General features: G+C 57.1%; 6 protein-coding genes. 2 read left to right on the top strand and 4 right to left on the bottom strand.

The genetic code is table 11. The annotated features are described in order from the left end of the window. Window positions 1-209: 209 nt before the first annotated feature. On the top strand, window positions 210-1,862 hold the full coding sequence (locus HAD_RS13140; protein ID WP_035572464.1) for a hypothetical protein: 1,653 nt from the start codon (window positions 210-212) through the stop codon (window positions 1,860-1,862). Next, a complete protein-coding gene (locus HAD_RS13135; RefSeq protein WP_156942281.1) occupies window positions 1,852-4,392 on the top strand; it encodes a phospholipase D-like domain-containing protein in 2,541 nt (846 codons plus the stop codon). The genes HAD_RS13140 and HAD_RS13135 overlap by 11 nt, the downstream gene beginning before the upstream one ends. A 237-nt stretch (window positions 4,393-4,629) precedes the next feature. Here HAD_RS13135 and HAD_RS13130 read toward each other — a convergent pair whose 3' ends face one another. From HAD_RS13130 to HAD_RS13115, 4 genes are read right to left on the bottom strand one after another with little or no spacing between them, the layout of a single operon-like run. Next, entirely contained in the window at window positions 4,630-6,807 is a 2,178-nt protein-coding gene (locus HAD_RS13130) for a 3'-5' exonuclease (RefSeq protein ID WP_035572462.1), read from the bottom strand. Next, on the bottom strand, window positions 6,804-13,208 hold the full coding sequence (locus HAD_RS13125; protein WP_035572461.1) for a DEAD/DEAH box helicase: 6,405 nt from the start codon (window positions 13,206-13,208) through the stop codon (window positions 6,804-6,806). Before HAD_RS13125 ends, HAD_RS13130 begins: the two co-directional genes overlap by 4 nt. Continuing rightward, complete coding sequence (locus HAD_RS13120) at window positions 13,205-18,106, bottom strand: Eco57I restriction-modification methylase domain-containing protein (RefSeq protein ID WP_035572459.1); 4,902 nt, start codon at window positions 18,104-18,106, stop codon at window positions 13,205-13,207. The genes HAD_RS13125 and HAD_RS13120 overlap by 4 nt, the downstream gene beginning before the upstream one ends. Further along, window positions 18,096-20,999: a DEAD/DEAH box helicase gene (locus HAD_RS13115; protein WP_051596294.1), complete on the bottom strand. Its 2,904-nt coding sequence runs from the start codon at window positions 20,997-20,999 to the stop codon at window positions 18,096-18,098. Before HAD_RS13115 ends, HAD_RS13120 begins: the two co-directional genes overlap by 11 nt. Window positions 21,000-21,231 lie beyond the last annotated feature (232 nt).

Below are 21,231 nucleotides of genomic sequence, written 5' to 3'. Positions count from 1 at the left end.
AGTGTGCGATGTTCGGATTGAATCCCAGAGCTTAGACATCGTGATCATTGCGGGACTTGAGAATGCGTTTAAGGTTCCGCGCATAGGTGGCATGGGTAATATTTTTTGAGGCGGTATGACAGTTGACGAGTTCATTGAGCGTTGGGGAAAATCAGGCTCCGCACAGCGCTCCAACTATCCGCACTTCCTCGATTTCTGGAGGCGAATAAATGCGCGTTGAGGCCGCTTGGGTAAAGCCGCCTCCGCAAATCGGCGGTCTTGACCACTTGGCGGTGCAGGCGCCTTGCATCAACATATATAGTCGGCTTCTGCCTGGCATCACGAACGTCACAGACCGTGCCCGGTACTATTCATTCTATCCCTGGCTCATTTGGGCTTTGGATCAAGCGGGACACAATCAGTTCAATGACGAATTTATCGAGCGATTTCGACGAGCGGATTGTCTTTTTTCGCTGATCGCGACGCGGCATGCGGCGACAGCGGGGGAAAATTTTGAGGATCATGCTGCGGCAATCGTAGGAAGCAATACGCTTTCCCCGGTCGCGTCCTCACTCGAAAAAGATGGCAAAGTCACGCTCTCGGACTATTCCTTGAGAGATGGGGCAAAGCAGCGTTACTTCCTTAATCGCCTGGGCGGCCTGGGGCAGTACTACATCGGGGTCTTTGCAGAACTGTCGATCCTCGACGGCGACTCATCGCGCGGAATCAAATATACGCGGCAGATTGGGGAGCAAATTGCAAAAAGCGTTGATCATAGCGTAAACCGTGATCTGTTTCTGTCCGTCGTGGATGCTGATGTTGTTACCGCATCTGAACTTGAAGCATTGAGTTCATTTTGCCCCTGCCAACTTTCCAAGAATGATAAAGAGCAATCCGTCTTAGTTGACCTTTTTTCGGCTCAAGGCTTGTTTGCTGACCCGGACGCATTGCCCCGGCGACAGTCTTTGCAGTCAATTCTGGGCCTAACTGAGCTGCTTGATAATGAAGGCGAACAGATTTCTGAGAGTGCGTTCCGTGCCTGCGCGTATACCGGATTCCTCCCCAGTGGGTTGACTTGGGAGGTTCCCCCGAATCTGAAAAGCAATAGAATCAATTGGGCTATCTATGCGCGGAATGAGATCCTCTCCATTGCCGTACAGGGATTATTCTACGCTGTATTAGATGCCTACGAGGCGTCTGGACTGCGTTTGGATTCCGCCGCGCAGGTCGTGGACTGGTATTTGTCGGAACCTGAGACGATCGCAGCCTTAAGCGAACTTGGTGTTCATAATAGCTATTCCGACTATCTCGGCAGTGCGGCTGCATGGGTGCCCGATCTGCAAAATTGGCGGGCTCCTTTGCACGAAATGTCGTTGATGGAGCGCGTTGCGGAACTCACTCGCGCGTCAAAATCGGCAGATGGTCGGCGCGAAATTGTCTCGGCGGGCCTTCGGATATTTCTTGCTCTGGGGCACCGCGATGTAGATCTTCCGAGCCCCTATGCTGATTTGATCTTCGATAGGGGCTATTTTCTTCATTACCCTGCAAACCTCAAGACATTCGAGCATCACACCAGCAAGACGTGGGCTCAAATGTCTATGCGCGACGTGCTGCGCTGGCTTTTAGTGGAATGGGGTATTGAGTTGCACCTTCGAGTCGCACTGAGGAAGCTGCGGGGGCAATCTCGCTCCACTTTCCGCATACGACCATCGGACCAGGGATTGACGATTATTGCTGTTCCGTCTGCGGCGCATACGCGCCCGCGCTTCAATCAGGCTCTCAGAGTCTTGAAGGATATTGGCGCTTTGGAGCGGTCTGGTGCGGATCGATGGCGGCCAAGCAAGTGGGGATACTCGATCATGGAGCTTGGGGATGCTCCATAGTGTTTCATTGCTGGATGAACTTCGAAAGGGAGGGTATGAGGCGTCTCTCATCACGACGTTCAATGCATATCTGCCATTCTACGAAGAGGTTGTTCTTCGGCGTCTGATCCATGCTGGCGTCCGCCACAATGTCTTGATGATGGACGCCGATCAGTATGCTCATTCAATTGCGAGCCATCCTCCTCAATTTGCGGGCCGAAGTTATACACTCATGCCAGTCAAAGTCGGCGGAGCATTTCACCCAAAGCTCATTTTCCTGACGGGCAAGGATAAAGGCCTAGTGCTCGTCGGAAGCCACAACATGACGCTTTCGGGGTTTGGATTTAATCGAGAAATGACAAACCTAGTGCGGATCGATGGTAGGGCAGACGCCGAAGGTGTTTCGTTGGCGCAGGATGTGTGGGCAGAGATCGAGTATTGGCTCAGCCACTTCACATCTGACGTGCCGGACCAAATCCGACTCATGGTTCGTCGCGTCCGAGAGTTTGCACCCTGGATGCAAAGTGCTGCTCGTAAAGATGGTCGTGTGAGGCTTTTGGCCGGCCGCCCAAATTCTGCTTCTCTTTGGAGTCAATTCGCAAACTCTATCGGCGGCGATGTCGATAGTGTGTCTCTCACCGGCGCTTTCTTTGATCGCGAGCTAAATTTTGTTCGGCAGGTTGCAAACGACTTGCGACCCAAGAGACTTACGATCGCAGTTGATCCCAATACGGTGCAAATTTCGCCCAACGCCCGGACCCTGATTGACATTTCTCTGGTGAGTGCAAAGGCCCTTGGTGTTGACGAGGAAAGCGACCTAGAAAGCTCTCGCTATCTCCATGCTAAAGGAATCTTTGTTCAACAGGAAGATGGACAAGCTATCTTTGCATCGGGCAGCGCCAATCCGAGTGCGCCCGCATGGCTGTCTCCAAACCTTCGAAGCAATGTCGAGCTAATGCTCGCTTATTATGGAGATCAGGCACATTCGGCAGCAGAAGCCACCGGCTTTGCGTCGATTGCGGGCATGCCTTTCTTGTGTGAAGAGGACTGGCTCGCGATCAGAGAAAATGCCGAAACACAAACCGAGGCGGAACCGCCAAGCCATCGAAGTGGTGTAGCCGTCGTCGAGGATTTCCGCGTTTTGCTCGACCGAAATTTATTGTCAGAATTATTAGAGCCGAAATTTATCCTTTTCTCCCCAGAAGGCATCACGCTGGGCCAATCGACACAGCCCCGACCCCAAGACGAATTGGTGATTGTCGAGTTCCCTGAAGCGGACCTTTTGGCGGCCAGCGCGTTGAACGTCGTTGTCGATGACCGTTTGGTTTTGAAGCTACTCTTGCATCACTGCAAAGAAGTCGAAGAGCAATCTAGGAGCGGGACCCAGCGCCGCTTCAAGGAAGCCCTCCAAAGCTTGGAATCAGATTCACCCAATATCGAAGCGTTGATCGGTTGCATCGAAAAAATTGTATTCTCCGAAGCGACTGAGGCGAAGTCGGTAGCGTCAGTGAAGGCAAGCGCTTCAGGAAACACTTCAGAAGACGGATTAACGGAGCCAGGTGGTTTAGCGATTGATGTTGAGGAGATGACGGGTCGAAGGCCCAAGAAGCGTCTCAATCACAATGGCGATTTCGGTTATCTCCTTGACACGCTCATCTATCACCTAAACCTAAATCGAAGTGCGCCTACAGAACACGTTGACCTCATGGGCCGGAGTGAAGAGGAGCAAGTGGGCGCCGATGATGATCAAGACGAAGAGTCATATGTTTCTCGCAAGCAGGAAGAAATACTGACCGCATGTCACGCGAAGGTGAAAACACTCATCTATAGAATGACGGCGCAGCTCAAAGCCTTTGTTAAGGGCGAGCAACCTCTGGAACAGGTGCTTGTCCGGTTGCTCGCCGTATTGGCTGTGCTGAGAGAACTACGGAAGTGTGATGGTCGTGTCACTTGGGTAGAGAAGGGGAAAACAACAGTCCCTGAAGAGGTCCGCTCAAAGCTCTTGAATGAAATCATGTTCAGTCTGTTCGAGGGCGAACAATCATTACTGCACTTGGAAGGCCTAGGCGAAGAAATTCAGTCAAGTGATGACGTCGCTCGTCTCAAGGGATTGCTTCTTTGGCTCGCTTGGGATTGTCGCCTTGCCATGGATCTGCGGAAGCAATTCAATGAAAGCCAAGAGAGTCTAAATAGCCGGCTGGAACGAAATGCGATGGTTCTGGCGTTGGCGCAAATGGCGCACAGTGAAGATGTTGTTCTCGAGGAGGCAGAAGAGAGTATCGGTGGCTTCTCATCGAGTGATAAGAGCTGGCTTCGGAACATCGATTCGTTGTCACAGTGGTGCCTAGCCGTTCGCAAGAATTCGTCGAAGAATACTTGGCCCGAAGGCGCAGAACCAGGCGATGTCGCTCTCAGTCGTAACATCAAGAGTTGGGATTTGCGAATTGTCGCAACAAGCACACCTAGTCGCTTAAGCCTTATCAAGTTGAGTAAGGACAATACGTCTTTGAGGTTTAAGCCAACCCACCTCGACATCGCGAGATTGATCTAGAAATCGTCAGTCAAATTGAGTTTAGATAGACCTGAGAAGCTCGGCATGAGATTTGCTTTCGTCAGCCTGAGCTGAGCCCCACGGGTCCCGCGTTTATTTCGAGAGTCTGACCCTTTCATTGTTCATGGTTTGAGATATCGCGAGTGCGTCGGGAGCGGAGCTCTCCACATGCTCGAGCGACCGACGCACTACGGGCGTCGAACCAGTCTTTAAATGCCGGTTCCCGCATGCGTGCCTCTATCCCAGAATTAGATCTGGACGGATCCCGTGCCAACTCACCCTCAACTCACTTCTGGCACGCGTGCCCGCAACATGGATCAACGACTTTTCCCGTTCAATGACTTCGCGCCTGCCAGCTTCATCGACCGCATGCGACAGGGCTTGGCGCGGCGGAACCATTTCGCTCGAAAGGAGCGCCAATGCCACGCGATCAAATTCAAGGCCTTTAGCCCGGTGCATGGTTGCCAGGCGGACTCCCGGTGTAATTCGATCGTCCGGCCGGTTGTTGCGCAAGACAAATACTTCAAGCCCGGCAGCGCCAAGCGCCGCTTCGATCTCGCTCAGTTGCCGGTTTGTACGGACCAGAACGGCTGTCGAAACGGGCGTGTTGCCGTCTGGCGGCACTTCTTTCAGCCAATCGATCAGCGCGGCGATCTCTTTGGAAGGCGTCGCATAGCCAATCCGAATGGGATCGGCACCGCGCCTCAGGCTACGATAGCCGGACAGCGTGTCGAAATCATCGTCCAGATCATCGACGGCAACACCTTCGAGGACAGCAACAGCGTAGCGGCGGATCAGTTCGGTGGTTCTGTAATTGAGGCGAAGCCGACTGGCGCTCCCTCTGACCTCTATCCCACACCCCAAAAGAGAAGCTTTCCGGGAATAGATTCGCTGGTGTGCATCTCCCACAAGAAAGAGACTGTCGCGATCTCCTTCACCGGATTTCGGAACAATGGCCCGGATGAGACGAAGGGCTGGTTCTCCCATATCCTGTGTTTCGTCGACAACGACTGAAGAGTAGGGAAGCCGGGTTCGGTCTTTTTCCAATATGGCGATGGCTTCGCGATAGGCGTCATCTGGTTCAGCCAGTCCCTCGCTCACCATCTTTGCACGGTAGGCTTCAAAAACCGTCCACAAGGCGCGCCGCTTTCGACGATCAAGCGGCGTACCTCGGCCGGTTCGCTGGACCATGAAATAATCGCGCTCGGTTCCGATCCCCTTAGCCTGAATGATTTGGGCCCATTCATCCTTGATGAATTCATCCGACAAACCTTCCGGTAGGATGGCGTCGGCAAGGACTTCTGTCCAGATATCGTCAAGCCGGTCGCGGTCTTCGCCGAAATAGACAATGTTTCGTTCAAATCCGCGGCGCTTCAGAAAGTCACCAACCCAGCGGTCGAGATTGATCACTTCAATGACCGGATCTGGGCCTGCCAGGTGTTCCGGACACAAGGTGGCAAGGTTGGCCTTGACGTCTTGGGCAAGGGTCGACGTGAAAGTGGTGAACAGGACTTTGTCACCTTTGCGACCCGCATCCTTGGCGATCGCATCAGCCAGATGTTTGGCCCGATGCATGGCAACGACGGTCTTGCCTGTGCCGGCACCGCCGCGGACGAGGGCGGGGCCTTTATAGGCTCGATGATAGGCAATCCGCCTCTGCTCCGGGTGCAGAAAAACCTGCCAGCCCTCGAGGTCACCATTGAGGAAGCGACGAAGGTCTTCTTCGTCATCAGGGACAAAAATATCCTGGCGGCTCTCATCCGTCCGTAACGCTTCTGCGAACTCCAATTTGGCGGTAGGTAGACGATCATTGGCCAGGATGAGGTCTGGGATTTCCTGAAGTGAAAAGCCTGCGGCTAACGAGAAAAGGACGTCGTAGCTTGTTGCATCCAGAAAGGTGCGATCAGCTTCCAGATCTGCTTCGGTCTCATAGGTCCGGATCCTGTCGATCTGCTTCTCGGCGATGCCGAGTCCCGTCAATTCCAGATCTGTATAGGGATCAAACAGTCCCGGTCCCTTGCGCGTGCGTTCTGGGGGCGCGGCCGCATTGCCGGCAGGAGCCGCTTCACTGGCCGTTGCGCTTTCGAGGATCTGGATCCGGTTCAGTTTGGTGTTAAACTGCACAGTCCGATTGGTCGCCCATCGATAGGCCTTGTCATGTTCATCGACATGCAAAAGCAGTAAGTCGCCGCCTTGCAAATAGCCGATGGCGCGGTAGCCCTGATCGATGCGGAAAGAACGCATGGCCGGATCCTGCGCACCTTGAATGGACTCAATGTTGAGGCCGCTGCGCGAGGGATCGACCATGAGCTTCAGCACCATGTCATGAAATCGCTCCATGACTTTTGAGGGAAGCTTTCGCAGGGCCTTCATGCAGGCAACGTCAAAGGAAACGCGGTATTGGGTCTCGGTCATGCGGCGTCTCCAGAAACAGAACGGAGGATTTGGCGAAGGAATGCAGAATAGTCTGGGGCATCGACAGGTACAGCAACGGCAATGTCCCAGCCTTCCAGGTCGATCGGTGCGAGTGCGATTGCAATCCTGCGAGCTTCCCAACCGAGCTCTATGGTTCCGACAACCTGGTCGCCCTGCATCATGTCCTGGCCGACAAGATCAGGTGGCGGCAGGCCGGCAAGCTGGATTGACGTCACCAGGTCGGCAAGCTCTGGCCCGACCAGTGAGCGGATATCCTGCCATTCAATGTCAGATACAGGCGCGCTGGCGGAGAAGCTGGCCTCTGCCGACCGGGCGTCCAGTGTCTCTAGCCCTGGCAGGCTGACATGGAGGCCGGGAAGTTCCTGTAATAGATTGATGCTGCGCCAGAGCCCTCTCCAGAGGGCGCGTGCGTCTTTGTCATCCAGCCGGGTTTCATATAGCGGCGACATGGCCGCATGAAGGACAAGGCGGGCAGCATTGCCCTGATCGACCGTATCGAGCGGAGAGACGTCTGCGAGCCCAAAAAAGGCCGTCAGTCCGCGGTCACTCAGCGTTCCGAACAGTGCACCCTCCTCAAGGAAGAGACGGGCATCTTCATTGATGAGATCGGCCGGCAGATCTGCAAGCGCCTCTCCCTTCCGGCCGAGCGCAACCCTGCCAAAGAGAAGGGCTGCCTTAGCAGGTTCCCAGGTATCATCTTTCAAGCGAGCGATGAGCGCTTCCATAGACCTTCCGGACCGCAAAGTATCAACACCTCCGGCCAGGCTGTGAAGGGCATTGTAGCGCGGATCCGTTAGCAGCCCGGCAAGAACTGTTTCCCGGCCAGTATCGAGACCGCCTTGCCTGAAGGGATTCGCAGCAGGTCCGGGCACCTCTTCGAAATCGTCCCAGGTGAGTGTCCATACTTCCACCTGCCGGCTTCGGATCATGCGGATCCGATTTTCGACATCATCTTCCAGGCTCTTTGCGTGAAACTCCCAGCCATCAAGTTCGATGACCATGGGTTTGCCAGCACGCTCACCCTGAGCGGTCAGGACAAAATCAACCCTTCGCTCCGGCAGACCAGGGAAGCGCTCATTGATCTGAACCTGTGGTTCGATCTGCCAGTAAATTTCCTCGCCCTGCACTTCGATGCGAAGCTGAAGGCCGCGTTGCCCGTTGCCGAGAATGATATCCTTCAGGTTGCGCGCGCCGAAGGCTTTCTTCAGTCCATCCAGGAAGCGTGCTTCCAGTTCGCTTTCAATGAGGTCCGCACCGAGTTCTTCGTTGATCGCCTGTTCAACCTCGGTCAGGGCATCCCAGTCGGCGAGAACCGCCTCGACGAGCTGCAATGCCAGGTCGCGCTTCGGCTCGCCCGGGCCAAATTGCGAGCGATAGGGTTTGACGCAACGAAAGCAGCCATTCTTGTGGTCTTCATTCGCGCAGGGGCAGTCGCGCAAGGTCGAGGCTGCGAGGCGGAACACACGCAGCAAGCTTTGTGGATTGCTCGCGAGTTGACGCAGATATCCCGACCCACCTGGAATGGCGTCATAAAGATATAGGTTTCGCACGCTCGCGCCGCTGCGGAGACGCTCTTCGACTACAACGCTCCGGATATGGTCCACCCGGCCGGAGAAATACTTCTTCAGGCCAAGCTCGATCGCCGCAACAAAGCTCTTGATGTCGTCATCATCTGCCCGGCCGGCGACAGGCACAATCAGGCGCAAGGCCTCGGTCGTGAACCGGCGCATGAGATAGACGGGCGCTTCCCAGACTGATCGCGGTTCGGCCATGCCGTCCGCAGAGCATTTGGATTGGTGGCTACCAGGTTTCTGATCGCGGTCTTTGTCGAAAATGTCTTTCTGCAGCATGCCGCATTTGCGGCATATCCGGAACGGACGCGACTGGCGTTGTTGGCCGGCGATCATTGCTCCTTGGCGCACACCGGTCTTCAGGCCGAAATTGACATCCCGGAAGTCGCATTGAGGGATAAATTCAAATCCGAATGGCGCCTGAGCTTTGCCGCCTTTGATGGCATAGGCGACCTCGATGGCCTCGTTGCTATAATTGGGGAAGACCTGGCGGTCATATTGGCGCTGGGTCCGCTCATCGATATCTCGTATTGCTGCTTTCTGTTCGCTGCTTGTTGCAACGACGGACCGCAAATCCACGGCTTCCGCCTGAGCGCCAGAATCTGACCACATCGGAGTGTCACATCGCGGACATGTGGCTCGACTGCCGCCTGTCGCATCAAGCTCGCCATGCGTGCAATTTGGACAAAAGCGCCAGACAGAAAGGTCTTTTGAGCGAAGGTCTATCCGGTCGATCGTGACTTCGCGTCCTTCTGCATAGAAGGTCTGGTCAGGCGCAAATTCACTCAAGGCCGAGGAGGCTGGGCGCTGATATTCGCGGATGATGAGATCCGCATCCCCGTCTGCACGCGTATCGCTGACTTCACGCGATTTGACGATGATTGACTTGAGCTTCACGCCTTCTTCCGGGAAGGCGTAGTTCGGCAGGAGGCCACGATCGGTCAGAAATTGCAGAACCTGAACCTGGTTGATCGTCTCTCGAATCGTCCGCGATATTTCTGTCCGCCGCTCACTCAACTTCTTCAGTTGCTCGTCGAGATCCATTGGCGGAGGCGACTGGTCCTTCAGCCGGCGGCGCGCATTGTCGAGCTGCTTTTGAAGCTCGAGTAATTCGGCGCGTTCTTCGGCGGCCTCGTCAAATACCGCCCGGACGCGGTAGCGGAGAGAGGTTTCCCCATCGCCGACCAAATAGTCTCGCAATTGGGTCACAAGCGCTTCGCTGTCGCGCACAGCTTCGGGCAGAATTGCGAGGAAGGCCTCGGCAATCTCCGCACCATTGCCCCTCAAATGAGTGAACCAGTTGCACGGGAAACCTCCAGGTATGTTCCTGGCCAGTGCGGATATTGCTGTATTGACCTTTCCATAGTCGATCTCTGTCTCGCTATCGGCCACAAATCGGTCGAGGGCAAAGGCGGCGGCCTGCCGCCTCAGAACTGCAGCGGCTTGCAAATGCACGCCCGGCGGCGTCACCTGACCGGCCAGCATCGAGCCTGGATCTTCCCAAAATTGAAGATCGTGGGGCCGTGCAGCGATCAGCGTCAGATTGAGCGAGTTGCCGTCCCGCCGTCCGGTGCGCCCGATCCGCTGAACATAATTGGCTTCTTCCGGCGGCATGGAAGCAAGAATGAGGGTGGAGAGGTCCCCGATATCGATGCCCATTTCAAGCGTCGGGGTCGCAGAGATCAGATTGGGGTGCCAGGGGGCCTCGCCTTCAATAAAAAGCCGCTCCAGCTGCCGCCGGTCATCCGTTTCGAGAATGCCGGTATGTTCGCGAGCGACGATGCGATGATTGCGTGAGGTTTCCATCACGCCTCTGAGATAGGCGGACGAGTCTGACGAGGCCGGGGTCTCCCCAGTTGGCCGAAGTGACCCCTCGCAACCTATGCGCAGGCAAGCGAGGGGCTCCACGCCGGTGACGCATTCGCGGCGACCACACTGGTCGCAGGTGAGATCGACGGCTTTTTGCGTTAGACGAACCGCTTCGGGCCGCAGCCCCCAGACACCAATTACTTCATTGCCGGAGGTCATAACCTCTTCGGTTACGTCCTGGCGGGCAAGCACGTCGAATGCGAGACGAAAGATGTCGGTATGATTGGTCCCGAACCCGCCGTCCGCCTTGCCAAAGAAGCGGTTGATCCAGGCCCGGTACCAATTGGTCCCGTGATCGCGTCCGACAAACTGAAAGCCTTCCGCGCGAGACCGAAGCGTCGGCAGCCTTGGAGCGGCTGAGCGCCTCGGATTGGGGAAAGGCAGGACACCGCGATTGCCAAGACCCAGCGTGCGCGCGGCCGCATAAAAATTGAGCCCCCGTGCGGGCGAACCTTGTTCGGCTGCGCGCTTGACATAAGGGTGCCAGACCGCACCGGACCGGCGCATATGGATGGCGAGTCCCGTCAGGAATGAATTCGCCTCATCAAGATCGATGGCGTAGCCATTGCCAAGATGGGCCTGCAGGGCTGCCTGGAATTCCTCAGCGGCATCAGCAAGCCGCCCGGCTGGCACATCTGCGACGCAGAGCCTCGCGGTTTCGAGGGTCTGAGATGTGCGCGAGCGGTAAGTGAGGTCGGAGAAAAATTCCCAGCCGAGCCGCAAGGCGACATCGTCGCCGAACATCGTGTCCGTTGGCACTTCGTCCTTCAGAGCGAGGTCCTGATAAGGTTGGCGCCAGCTTTGATCGCGCGCTACAAATCGGGCAATGAAACCTGCCTCGCCAAGTTCGGTACGCATGCGGTCAATCTCATCGCTCCACAGGACACTCAAAGCGAGTCCATCCTCATCATGCGAGGATGCTGAACGATAGAGCGCTTTTCGAACGACCGTCTGGACGTTTCTGATTTCGGTCACGGCCGCGCGCTGAGCTGCGTCCTGGACGGAATCGGAAAAGATCAGAACCCGGGGCTTTTCCGTGTCCAGCTCTTCATGATGATCGGAGTTGAACAAGGTGGTCGAAAGCGCGGCTGTCAGCCGGGCCGATCTGAGGCCGAGGATTTGCAGGCTGTGTTCAGTCCCGCAGGCCGGGCAGGTTCTGTCGATGAAGCCCTTTTCGTTTGTAGGATCGTAGAGCCAAGCAGACGTCCAGCCAGCTGCCATCTGGGAGGCTTCCTCCCACTTGTAATCAAGACTGTCCGGATGAACGCTGACCTTCACAACCCCGCCATGCGTTTTGCCCTTCAGCTTTGCCCTGACGGCCTCAAAATAGACGACACGCAGCCGGTCACCGCCTTCGAAGAATTCTGCATAGAGCGTATCGAGGTCGGCGCCGAGATTCTGGCTGCTCTCATTGATCCGGCAAAGCTGGCCGCTCGTGCCGCAATGCCGGCAATGAATTACCGGCAGGGCGCGCTCAAGATCTTCGGTCTCCATGTCGGCCGAGTGATGCAGGCTGGCAGGCACGAGGTCTTCGCTCTCGCCGGGCCGGGGTAACAGAGCGACCATACGGCCGAGTTCACGCGCCCAGATTTGTGCTCGGACATTCAGGAGGGGCTGTGCCCGGCCACCAAGTTCCCGGCGCGCCCATGAGGTCAGGATGACAACGGCTTCCACAAGCGCCGCGAGTTCAGGCCTTGTCCAGCCGTCGCGAAAGAGCCGCGCGCCTGCCAGCGCACCCACGGCTCCCTCAAGGAGTGCGGCTCGACCACTGGTCTGTATCGCCTCGAGGACCCGGTGAAAGGCCACATGCGCCCGCAAACGCGTCCCGAGCGCGATGCGCCACGCCTCCGACGAGGCATCTGCTGGCAGGCTCTCGTCGTAGTAGGTGCTGTTCGGGTCGAAATCGTCAAAGAAGAGCCGTGCCAGATTGAGCGCGATACCGGCCTGCGACTGACCCAACCCTGCTCGTACAGCCTCAACAATTTCTCCAGGCGCGGGGAGATCAGTATAGTCAATGCTTTCCAGATATTCATGGGTCAGAAGCCGGTCTTCCTGGATGACGCCGTCCCGCTCAAACGCTTCGCCAAAAAGGTCGCTTGCATAAGAAATCAATCTATCAACCGCATCCTCACCGCTTCCGAGCGTAGCGGAAGACCCGACGCAGGCGAGATGGTTCTGCGGCGTCCCCAGACGCGCCTTCAACCGCCGGATAAGAAGCGCAAGATCGGCGCCTTGCGCCCCATCAAATGTATGCAATTCGTCGACAACGAGATAGCGAAGCGTCTCCGGACCATTCTTCGCCCAGAGCCGCTTGTCACGTCCCCTCAAGAGCAGATAGTCCAGCATCTTATAGTTCGTGAGCAGAATATCTGGCGGGTTTCGCCGCATTTCTTCGCGGCTGGTGATGACGTCAGCATCACTCATCGCATCGCTGGCGGGCGTCGGCTCGGAATCCGCATAGATGCCGCATCGCACGCCTTTGAGAGCAGGTATGCGGTGAATGGCCTTGGCAATGCGCCGCGCCTGATCGGTGGCAAGCGCATTCATTGGATAGATGATGATCGCCTTGATCCCGGGCTCAGCCATCTGAGCGCGGCACGCATCCAGGATCGGCCAGAGATAACACTCGGTCTTACCTGACCCCGTACCCGTCGCAACAAGCGTGGATCGGGCGTTCGGCGCGCGCAACCTGTTGAAGGCAAGTTCCTGGTGCTTGTGCGGACGAAACCCCAGCGGCACTTCCGGAAAGAGTTCAATCTCGGAGTCTGCAGGCCGGAACGGCAGATCAACCGATAGCCAGGGACCTTTCAGGAAATTTCCATCCGTCCCAAGAAACCGCTCAATCATACCTGAAAAGGCAGCAGTCGTCGTTTCAAAGCTTGAGCGGACCAGATCCCTCAGCCCATCTTTAACCTGTTTGCCGAGCAGGATCGGGTTCATGCCATCCCATCCTTATCCTTGTGGGCCTCAAAGAAGGCCCAGGCACGCTTATAGTCTTCAACCCGGTCACACTTCGTGAAGGGCCCGACAAACCTCCGCTCAACCTCACGCGGGCCGCCTGGCTGCGTATCATCCACGACCGTGCAGGTGAGCACCTGCTTGTCAGCCGGAAGAGCATTCAATTCTGTGAGCTTAGTCTCCCAAGCCGCTCGTCCTGGACTCTTCATCTCCCCAGTTCGATTTGGCTCCAGCCAGCCAATCCCCGGCAGTCCCTTGGAACAGGTCCACACAATCCGCCCATTCTGATCATACCAAGTGCCGGCCTCATTCTCCTGCAGCACGGGAAAGTAGATCCGATAGATCTCAATCAACTGATCGAGCTTGAGGCCAAATGCCTGAGCCACAAGCACGTCGATTTCAACTAAAGCCAAGCGACGGGCGAACTCGGTGCGCAAGGCCGCGGTGCGGTCCCATGCTCGAGGTCCCTCGACCGGCCCCTCCAGCGCAAGTCGCGGATCGTCGGACGACCAGGGCAAGGGCTTCAGATTGGGCCCGTTGCGGTTCCAGAGGTCGGCATACGCCGTTGTGAGGGAGGCGAGGCGGAGGCCGCGGTGCTTGGAAGTGTCGTTCAGTTCGGCCCAAGGGATTCCCTGCGCGTCTTTGTCATGCAGGTTTTGTTTGGCGCTTGCCTTAATCAAGAAATCGATCGGCAAACTGCACCAAAGTGCGGTGGCATTAACGAGGTCCGTTTCGTCTCTGAACGCCACGCTTTCTATGCTGTTCACATGAGCAGCGCCAACCGGAATTGTGGCACCGATCAAGCTTCGTTCACTATTCAAGTTGATCATCGCTCGAAATGCAACACGGTAGAAGTCGGCATGTGTCTTTGTTGGATCCCAGCGGCAGCGGGTCATGCGGCGTCGGTATTCGGCGGGTTCTACCGCCGGGCCGTAATTGGTGCGCGGAAGGTAGTCGTCAGGTGCGGCGACAAGGTCGATCACATCATAGTCGGCATTCGTCCGCGAGACCGCACGTGGCGTCTTGTAGAGTGGATTGTCGACGTGGAAGAGCGGCCCTTGCAGGACCATCTCTGAGGCCGATCGGAAGGCGGTCTTCCGTTTTATGGTGCCGTCTTTCTGAGCGTTGGTTTCATCCCACAGGCGGTTCATCTGCCAGCCTGCGACGTGTTCTCCACCCGTCGTTTCGACCGGCGCGATGGCAGCATCAAGCTTTGGAAAGCGCGCCATCTGGCGGAACACGTCGAGCATTCGCGCCGAGAAAGGCTGAATGAAGCGGGCTTCTTCGACCGGCGTGCCCTCCTCCTCCGAAAGCGCATGAATGACTGACAGCGCATCGCGGTCGATCCGCATTAGGCGTTCGCGATGGCCGCGCGTGTCCCAATAGCCGTCGGGCCCCTTGATCGTCGGGATCGAGCCGGAGCCATCGTGCTGGTATGATTCTTCCACCTGCGATGCCAAGAATGCCATCGTTATCTGATCGAACGAAATATTGGCTGGCGTGCCACGATAGATGTTCAGGCTGAAGCGCACATGATCGACGACCTCTGCAAAGTTCTTTGAGGTGATCTTGTTGCTGTGATCGAAATGTTTCGCGATCCGCGCATACCAGTGCCGACGGAACTCGCCTGACTTCGGATCACCCAGATGCCCATCCTGATGGATCATCGCCGCATAGCCCTTTGGTGCCGTCAGCCTAAACGCCAGGTCCGCGAAACAGCGATAAAGATTGTTCGATCCGCCGCCAGCAAATGGGTGCATCATCTCCGAACTCGTCACCGCCATGGCGCCGCGCGTTGAAACGAATTCCTCAAGGAAGCGCACCTCACCTTTGGCTTGCGCCAATGCTTCAGCGAGAATCTTCTTCGCGTCTGACGCCGAGAGGTTCATGTGCTTGGGATCGATATCCGCAAGCACCAATCCTTCATTCCACGACGGCTTGGCCCAGGGCGGGTTCCCCACAATCAGATCAAATCCGCCGCGCGCGCGCTGAATATCGGCGAAGATGAGATCGTAGTGTACAAAGCGCTCGCGCCGGGCTGTTTCGCGCGCAACCTGCAGCCAGGGCGAGTTACGGATCAGCGTGTCGATGTCCGTTGCCTGGAACAGCGCGGCGTTGATCGTCTTGGACGGCATGTCGGCGGCGATCACCTCGGCTGCCGCCTGTCGCGTCTCAATCATCTCGACCAGGTCCTGGGGCGCCTCGGGCAATTCTACGCCCTCCGGCAGGGTTATCTCCCCATCGCTTGTCATACCGCCCAACAGGATGAGCGACAGATCCCGCAACCATTCCATGCGCGACGGAAGCTTGCCCACCTGATCCAGCGGCCACAGCCAGAGTGCGCACCAGGCGTCCATCGCTGTCTTGAGCCGCTGGTAGGGCAGGGAATTGGCGACATGTTCCTCGCCCTGCAGCACGCGCAGGCGTTCCAGTTTAGATTGGTAATCAAGTCCTTTGACACCCGCCATGGGTTTGTCTGGCCAGAGCGTGATGGCGTCGTTGGATGACGCGCGCATCTTCTCGAGGTCATCGGCTACCGCGTCGAATAGCGCATCGGCGGCTTCCGAGAGCTGGACCAGTAGCTTGACCTCATGCGCCTCGAATGGCGCGAAGAACCCGCCCTTGCGCCAGGCCTTGATGGCATCCTGCGCCTCACCGGCGAATTCCCGAATGGATCTTTCGCCGTCGAAATTGGCCATCTTCTCCGCCGGCAACAGGAACTGCCAGACATGGCCGTCGGGCAGCTCACCCCGCCAGCCGATTTCCTGCGGCTTGGCGCCCAGCCACAAATCCTTGGCCTTCTTTCCGCTCAAAAGGTGCTTTGAATAGATCGCCCGCCGCGCCCCGATCAGCGAATTGCCCGCATGCAGCTGGTCGCCAAACCAGGGCGAGAAATCACCCTTGTGCAGGCTGTTGAGCCAGAGCGAGATCTGACCCAGTTCCACCGCAATCGGGTTAAGGTCCACGCCGAAACAATTGCGGTCGGCGATATAGGCCCGCACTTTCTGGCGTTCGGCAAAATAATCCTCTTGCGGAATACGCTTGCCTGTCTCTTCTTGCTTACGTTCGAGATAGAGATCTGCCAGCTGATTGGTTGCTTCCACCAGGAAGGCAGCAGACCCCATCGCCGGTTCAAGTATTTTCAGTTCAAGGATGCCGTCGGCCGGAAGGTCTTTGCAGAGTTCCATCAATGCGTGTTTGACCAGCAGTCGCGCCAGAGGTTCCGGTGTATAGTAAGAGGCGGACTTCTGCCGGTCCCGCCCGGCCAATCTGTAGATGAAGCTGCCACGTTTGTAGATGCGCGGCTCAGTCCCGTCATAGACAATCTGTTCCGGGGTAAATTCGTCGGCACGGCTTCGCTCGACGAAATAGCTCGGCGCAAGCGGATCGATTTTATCGACAGCTGAATATGCCTCTTCTTCTTCCTCGTCCTCGATCACGTCACTGTCGTCGCTGGTATCATTTTCGTCGTCGGCGTGGTTGTCCTTGCCTTTCTTGGGGATCAGCTCAATGAGATCGCTCTTCGCAACGAAGCCGGTGAACGAAATCAGCGTTTCATAAACCGCGCCCAATTGGCCGATGCCAAGTTGGGCATAGGAGATGCGTCCTGTCCCGGCCTTATCCTGTTTCAGTGAGAGAAGCCGAATGATGCGCTGAAGCGCTGCATTGCGCAGGCGTACACGCGACAAGATCGGCGTACTCTTTGGATCGAGCAGCGAGACCCGGACGCGCGGCAAGGAGAAGGATCTTGAAGCGCCAATCGACTTCGGCTCGAGGCCTTCAAACATCAGCCCGAGCAGGCGTTGCAGACTGTCCCAGATGAACGTGCCGGTCTGGTCCTCCAGTGTGCGCAAGCGGACAGATTCAAGGCCGCGAAGCGCCTCAAGGCTGTAGCCTGAGAGATAGGCCGGATCCTTCATGGGCATGATGCCGAGCCGGGGATTGGCCTCGGCGTAGAAAAGGAACAGCAGGCGGTACATGTAGCGCAGGCATTCGATGGAAAGCTCCTCGCTTTCGATCCAGACGCCTGCCCTCGGATGACCTTTCGGGTATTTGTTCTCGCAAACAGCGAGGACTTCATTGCCCAGAATTTCGATCGCTTCGCGCACTGTCTTCTTGAGCGATGCCGTCACCGCATTGGCGTGGCGCTGAGCCTCTTCTTCCAGACGCTCGGCCAGCGCGATCCCTGTCTTTGGAACACGTGCCTCACAGGCGATAAAGCAGGCCATTGCCTGAAGGGTCGGCGCGTCTGCCCGCGAGAAGATTTCTGAAAGGTCAAAGCGGAGGACTGAACGCGCCGTCCATTTGTTCCGGTCAATGAGAACGAGCTGTGTGGGCGATGCTACGATGACAAATCGTGGTGGGTCGTCCCGATCGAATATGCCGTTGGAGATCAGATCTTCGATGGGCGTCGATGTGTCTGCGGCGTCAAGGAGGCTTTCCGGAAACTGCTCCCTGGAGAAGGGCAGGGAGATCGGGTCGGAAGCTTCATCCTCTTTGCCAGGTAGGGGGGCTTCAATAATCCAGAGACGATCGCGTCCATCGGCATCGGCGACGCGCGCGAGCAGCGGGATCTGCGTTCCTTCCTCAAGCTCAGCAAAACTTCGCCCATAGGGATAGCCGAGCGCCGGAACGATAAGGGAGTATGCGGCCTTGGCTGTTTCAAGCGCGATGTCTCGTGTTCCGGACTGCCGGATCCGGCTGAGCAGGCGCAGATAGTCCTCGGCAATAGACTCCAGGCGCTTGTCGGGAGTCCTGGCCTCGTCGCCTGATGCCCAGCGAGCGATGGCATCCGATATCTCTCCCTCAAGCGCCGAGGACAGAAACGCGGTCGGATAGAAGTCGTTTTCATTATCGATGCCGAAGAGATCAAGCGCCATGTGAAGTCCTCCGGAACACGGCCTTGATATCGACATGAGGATTGGGCTCGTCTGCGAGCTTGCAGCTCACGGTGATCCATTTTTCCCAATCCTGGAACATGGTCTCGATTTTCTTCTGCTGCTTGGCCCTGCGGCTCATTCGTAACCGGTCGGATCCTGATTGCTCACTGGCGTCGGCCGTGTCGCCGAACTTCAGCGAGAGCTGGGAATCGAACCTTGTCTTGAATTCTGCGAGCCGTGCGCGGATGTCTTTGGCCACTTCGTCCAGCTCGGCCTGCTTTGCCTGCCGCGCCTTGACGAGTTCAGACTGAAAACGGTCGACAGCAATTTCGAGGAGATGTGAGGAAGCCAACGGGGCAGGCTGAGCCGGATTGGGCGTATCGCCTGAAAACCCGATGCCGGTCAGAAAGGCGCTGACATCCTCTTCGATCCTTGAGACTTTTTCGCCTTCGAACACAACAACGGCCCAGCGATCGATCGCCGGATGCCCTAATCCATCGACAATGGCGCCATGCACCAGGATGGCGATGTCGCCTTCGCCCAGTCCCTGCTGAACGTCACAAAGTGGCGCCGTGCCATGCGCAAAGAGGGCTTCGGCCCGGTCTCCCAGCCAATTCACCAGCGGGTGGGCATCCCAGAGGTATTGAAGGCGCGGCCAGGCGCGGTCTTCGGCGCGGGATTGGTTGATGGCGGCCGTCACTGTGCCGGCCTGATCGGTCAGCTCAATCCGGTCTCCCGGGCCGACCGCTTCCGGTGGCATGTAGCGGTCATCGACTGTCCCGCGATCCGTGTAGCCAAAACTATCGATCGCCTTCAGTTCATCAGGGAGCGTTAGCCGGATAATCCGTTCCCGACCATCGATTGCAAGATCGCCCGTGCCCTCTGGGAGGAGAGTCTGCAGCATGTCGGTGGCAAAGCTGAAAGTCGTTGGATAAAGGCGAGGGGGGGGCACTGCGGTTGCCGGTGGAGGGGAGCTCGTTTCATACTCACTGAACAGAAGGTCCCAGGAATTGTCAGCGTGCTCAACCGCGGTTGATTTGGCCCGCTGATCCATCTCTGCATCGAATGCTTCAGCGCCCGCCCCACGTGCAACCGCTTCCGCAACAATCGCTTCTTCGCCGTCAATATCGCCTGCACCGAGAAATACGGCAGGATCGCCGATGCCATCTTGCGCGGCTTCGTCCTTGGCGACCAGTTTTTCGAGAACCCACATATCGCGAACGCGTTCGTGGCTGCTTTCGCCGATGAAGTAGTAGAATTCCGGTTTGCAAAGCTGGCCGTAACGATCGATGCGGCCGTTTCTTTGCTGGAAGCGCAGCAAGGACCAGGGCAGGTCAAAGTGGATCAGTCTGTGGGATTGGAAGTGGAGATTAAGACCTTCTGAGGCCATGTCTGAGGCCAGCAATATCCGAAGGTGCGATCCGCGTTGGCCGAAGTCTTCGAGGATTTTTTGGGTGCGCTCGTCCGCCTCCACAGAAGATCCATCAACCTTGCCAATGGCGCCCTCCGCAAGCCCGAGATCCTTGCTGAGCTGCGCCTGTAGCCAGTTCAGCGTCGCAATCCGCTCCGAAAAGATGACAAGCCGGTCGCCTGGATCGCGGCCTGTCCACCTGATCTCTTTGAGGAGTGCCAGAAGGTTCTGATACTTGCTGAACGAACCCGGTTCGATGACGGACAAGGCCGAAGCTAGATCTTCAAGGGATTGGCGGTCCTTATTTGATCCTTTGGCCGTACCCGCCTTCATTCTGCGAAGCCTGCCGTCGACTGTTTCAAGGCAGGCGGCCGGGCTCGAGAATAGAGCCTTGGCGAGGGTCGTGCGGAAGAGATCGATGGCGCGTCCTGGCTTGTTGACGTCTGCATCCAGGTCGAGTTCCAGTCGCGCCACCAGATCATAGGCCGCGTCTTCCTGGGGCGTGAGTGGGAAGTGGCGCGGATTGATCACCCTTTCGGGCACATGTGCCCGAATGGCTGACATGACTTCCGGCGACGAGCGGAAACGCCGGATCACCAGATCTTCAATATCCTCGCGTCGCAAAGAAGCAGGATCGGGCACCCGTGTCGGATCGAGCATCTCGATCAGGCTCGCAAAGGATTCTGCTGAGCCGTCATGGGGTGTTGCCGTCAGAAGCAGGAGCGCGTCTGTCTGGCGGGCCAACAATTCGGCGAGGCGCGCCCGCTGGCTTTTAGAGCCAGCGGCGGACTTACGCGCAGCGACATTGTGAGCCTCGTCAATGATGATCAGATCCCAGCGCGAGTTTTCCAGCGCGACGCGGTATTGCAGATCCTTTTTGAGCGTATCGATTGACACGATGGCCCGGTCGAATTGGTCGAAAACATTGTAGTTGGACGGGATCGCATTGCGCATGCGCTTGATGGCGGCCCCATCGAGGCGTGCAAGCGGGATCGAGAACCTGGTCCAGAATTCCCGCTGAAACTGGGTCAGCATCGCGCGGGTCGTCACGACCAGAATGCGGTCAGCACGATGGCGTAGGATGAGTTCTGAGGTCACAAGGCCGGCTTCAAGCGTTTTGCCTAGGCCGACATCGTCGGCGATCAAGAGCCGCACCCGCGACTGGCTTAGCGCACGTTCCACAGGCGCATGCTGGAAGGCAAGATCATCAATCGCGGCCTGTCCAAGAACGAGCGGCGTATCGGTCGCAGGAGGCGCACTCCTGAAGGCGGCTTCAAGGTAGAGCTTGGTCTGCCTGAAATTGCTGGACGTGTCGGGGATAAGGGTCAGATTGGCCGGGTCGAGCAGCTCTAGGTCAGGCTCCAGTCTGTCTATGAAGATTGATGATTTGCCGCGGGTAATGCCGCTGAGGCCGATGCAGTGCAGGAAGTTTGCAGCGCCATCCGGTTCGACGTTCTGAACTTTCCAGACTGACCCCCGCACTTTGATACGTCCCCCGGCAACGGGGCGCCTGTTCGGAGAAGGGCCGGGGCGAAGTTCAAAGGTCATAGAAGGATGTTTGACTCGTGTTGGCTGCATCTAGCGGGTGAGCGCGTGGCGGGTTGGAATTGTGCGCCAATTGGCAACAAAAAACTTCATTTGTTCAATGGCATACCCATCCGCTTTTACACATCAACAATGCTGTCTACACCTAGACGAGGATTCGCGGTCACAA

It is taken from the genome of Hyphomonas adhaerens MHS-3, assembly GCF_000685235.1.
Taxonomy (GTDB): domain Bacteria; phylum Pseudomonadota; class Alphaproteobacteria; order Caulobacterales; family Hyphomonadaceae; genus Hyphomonas; species Hyphomonas adhaerens.
This window is presented reverse-complemented; position numbering and strand designations above follow the sequence as displayed.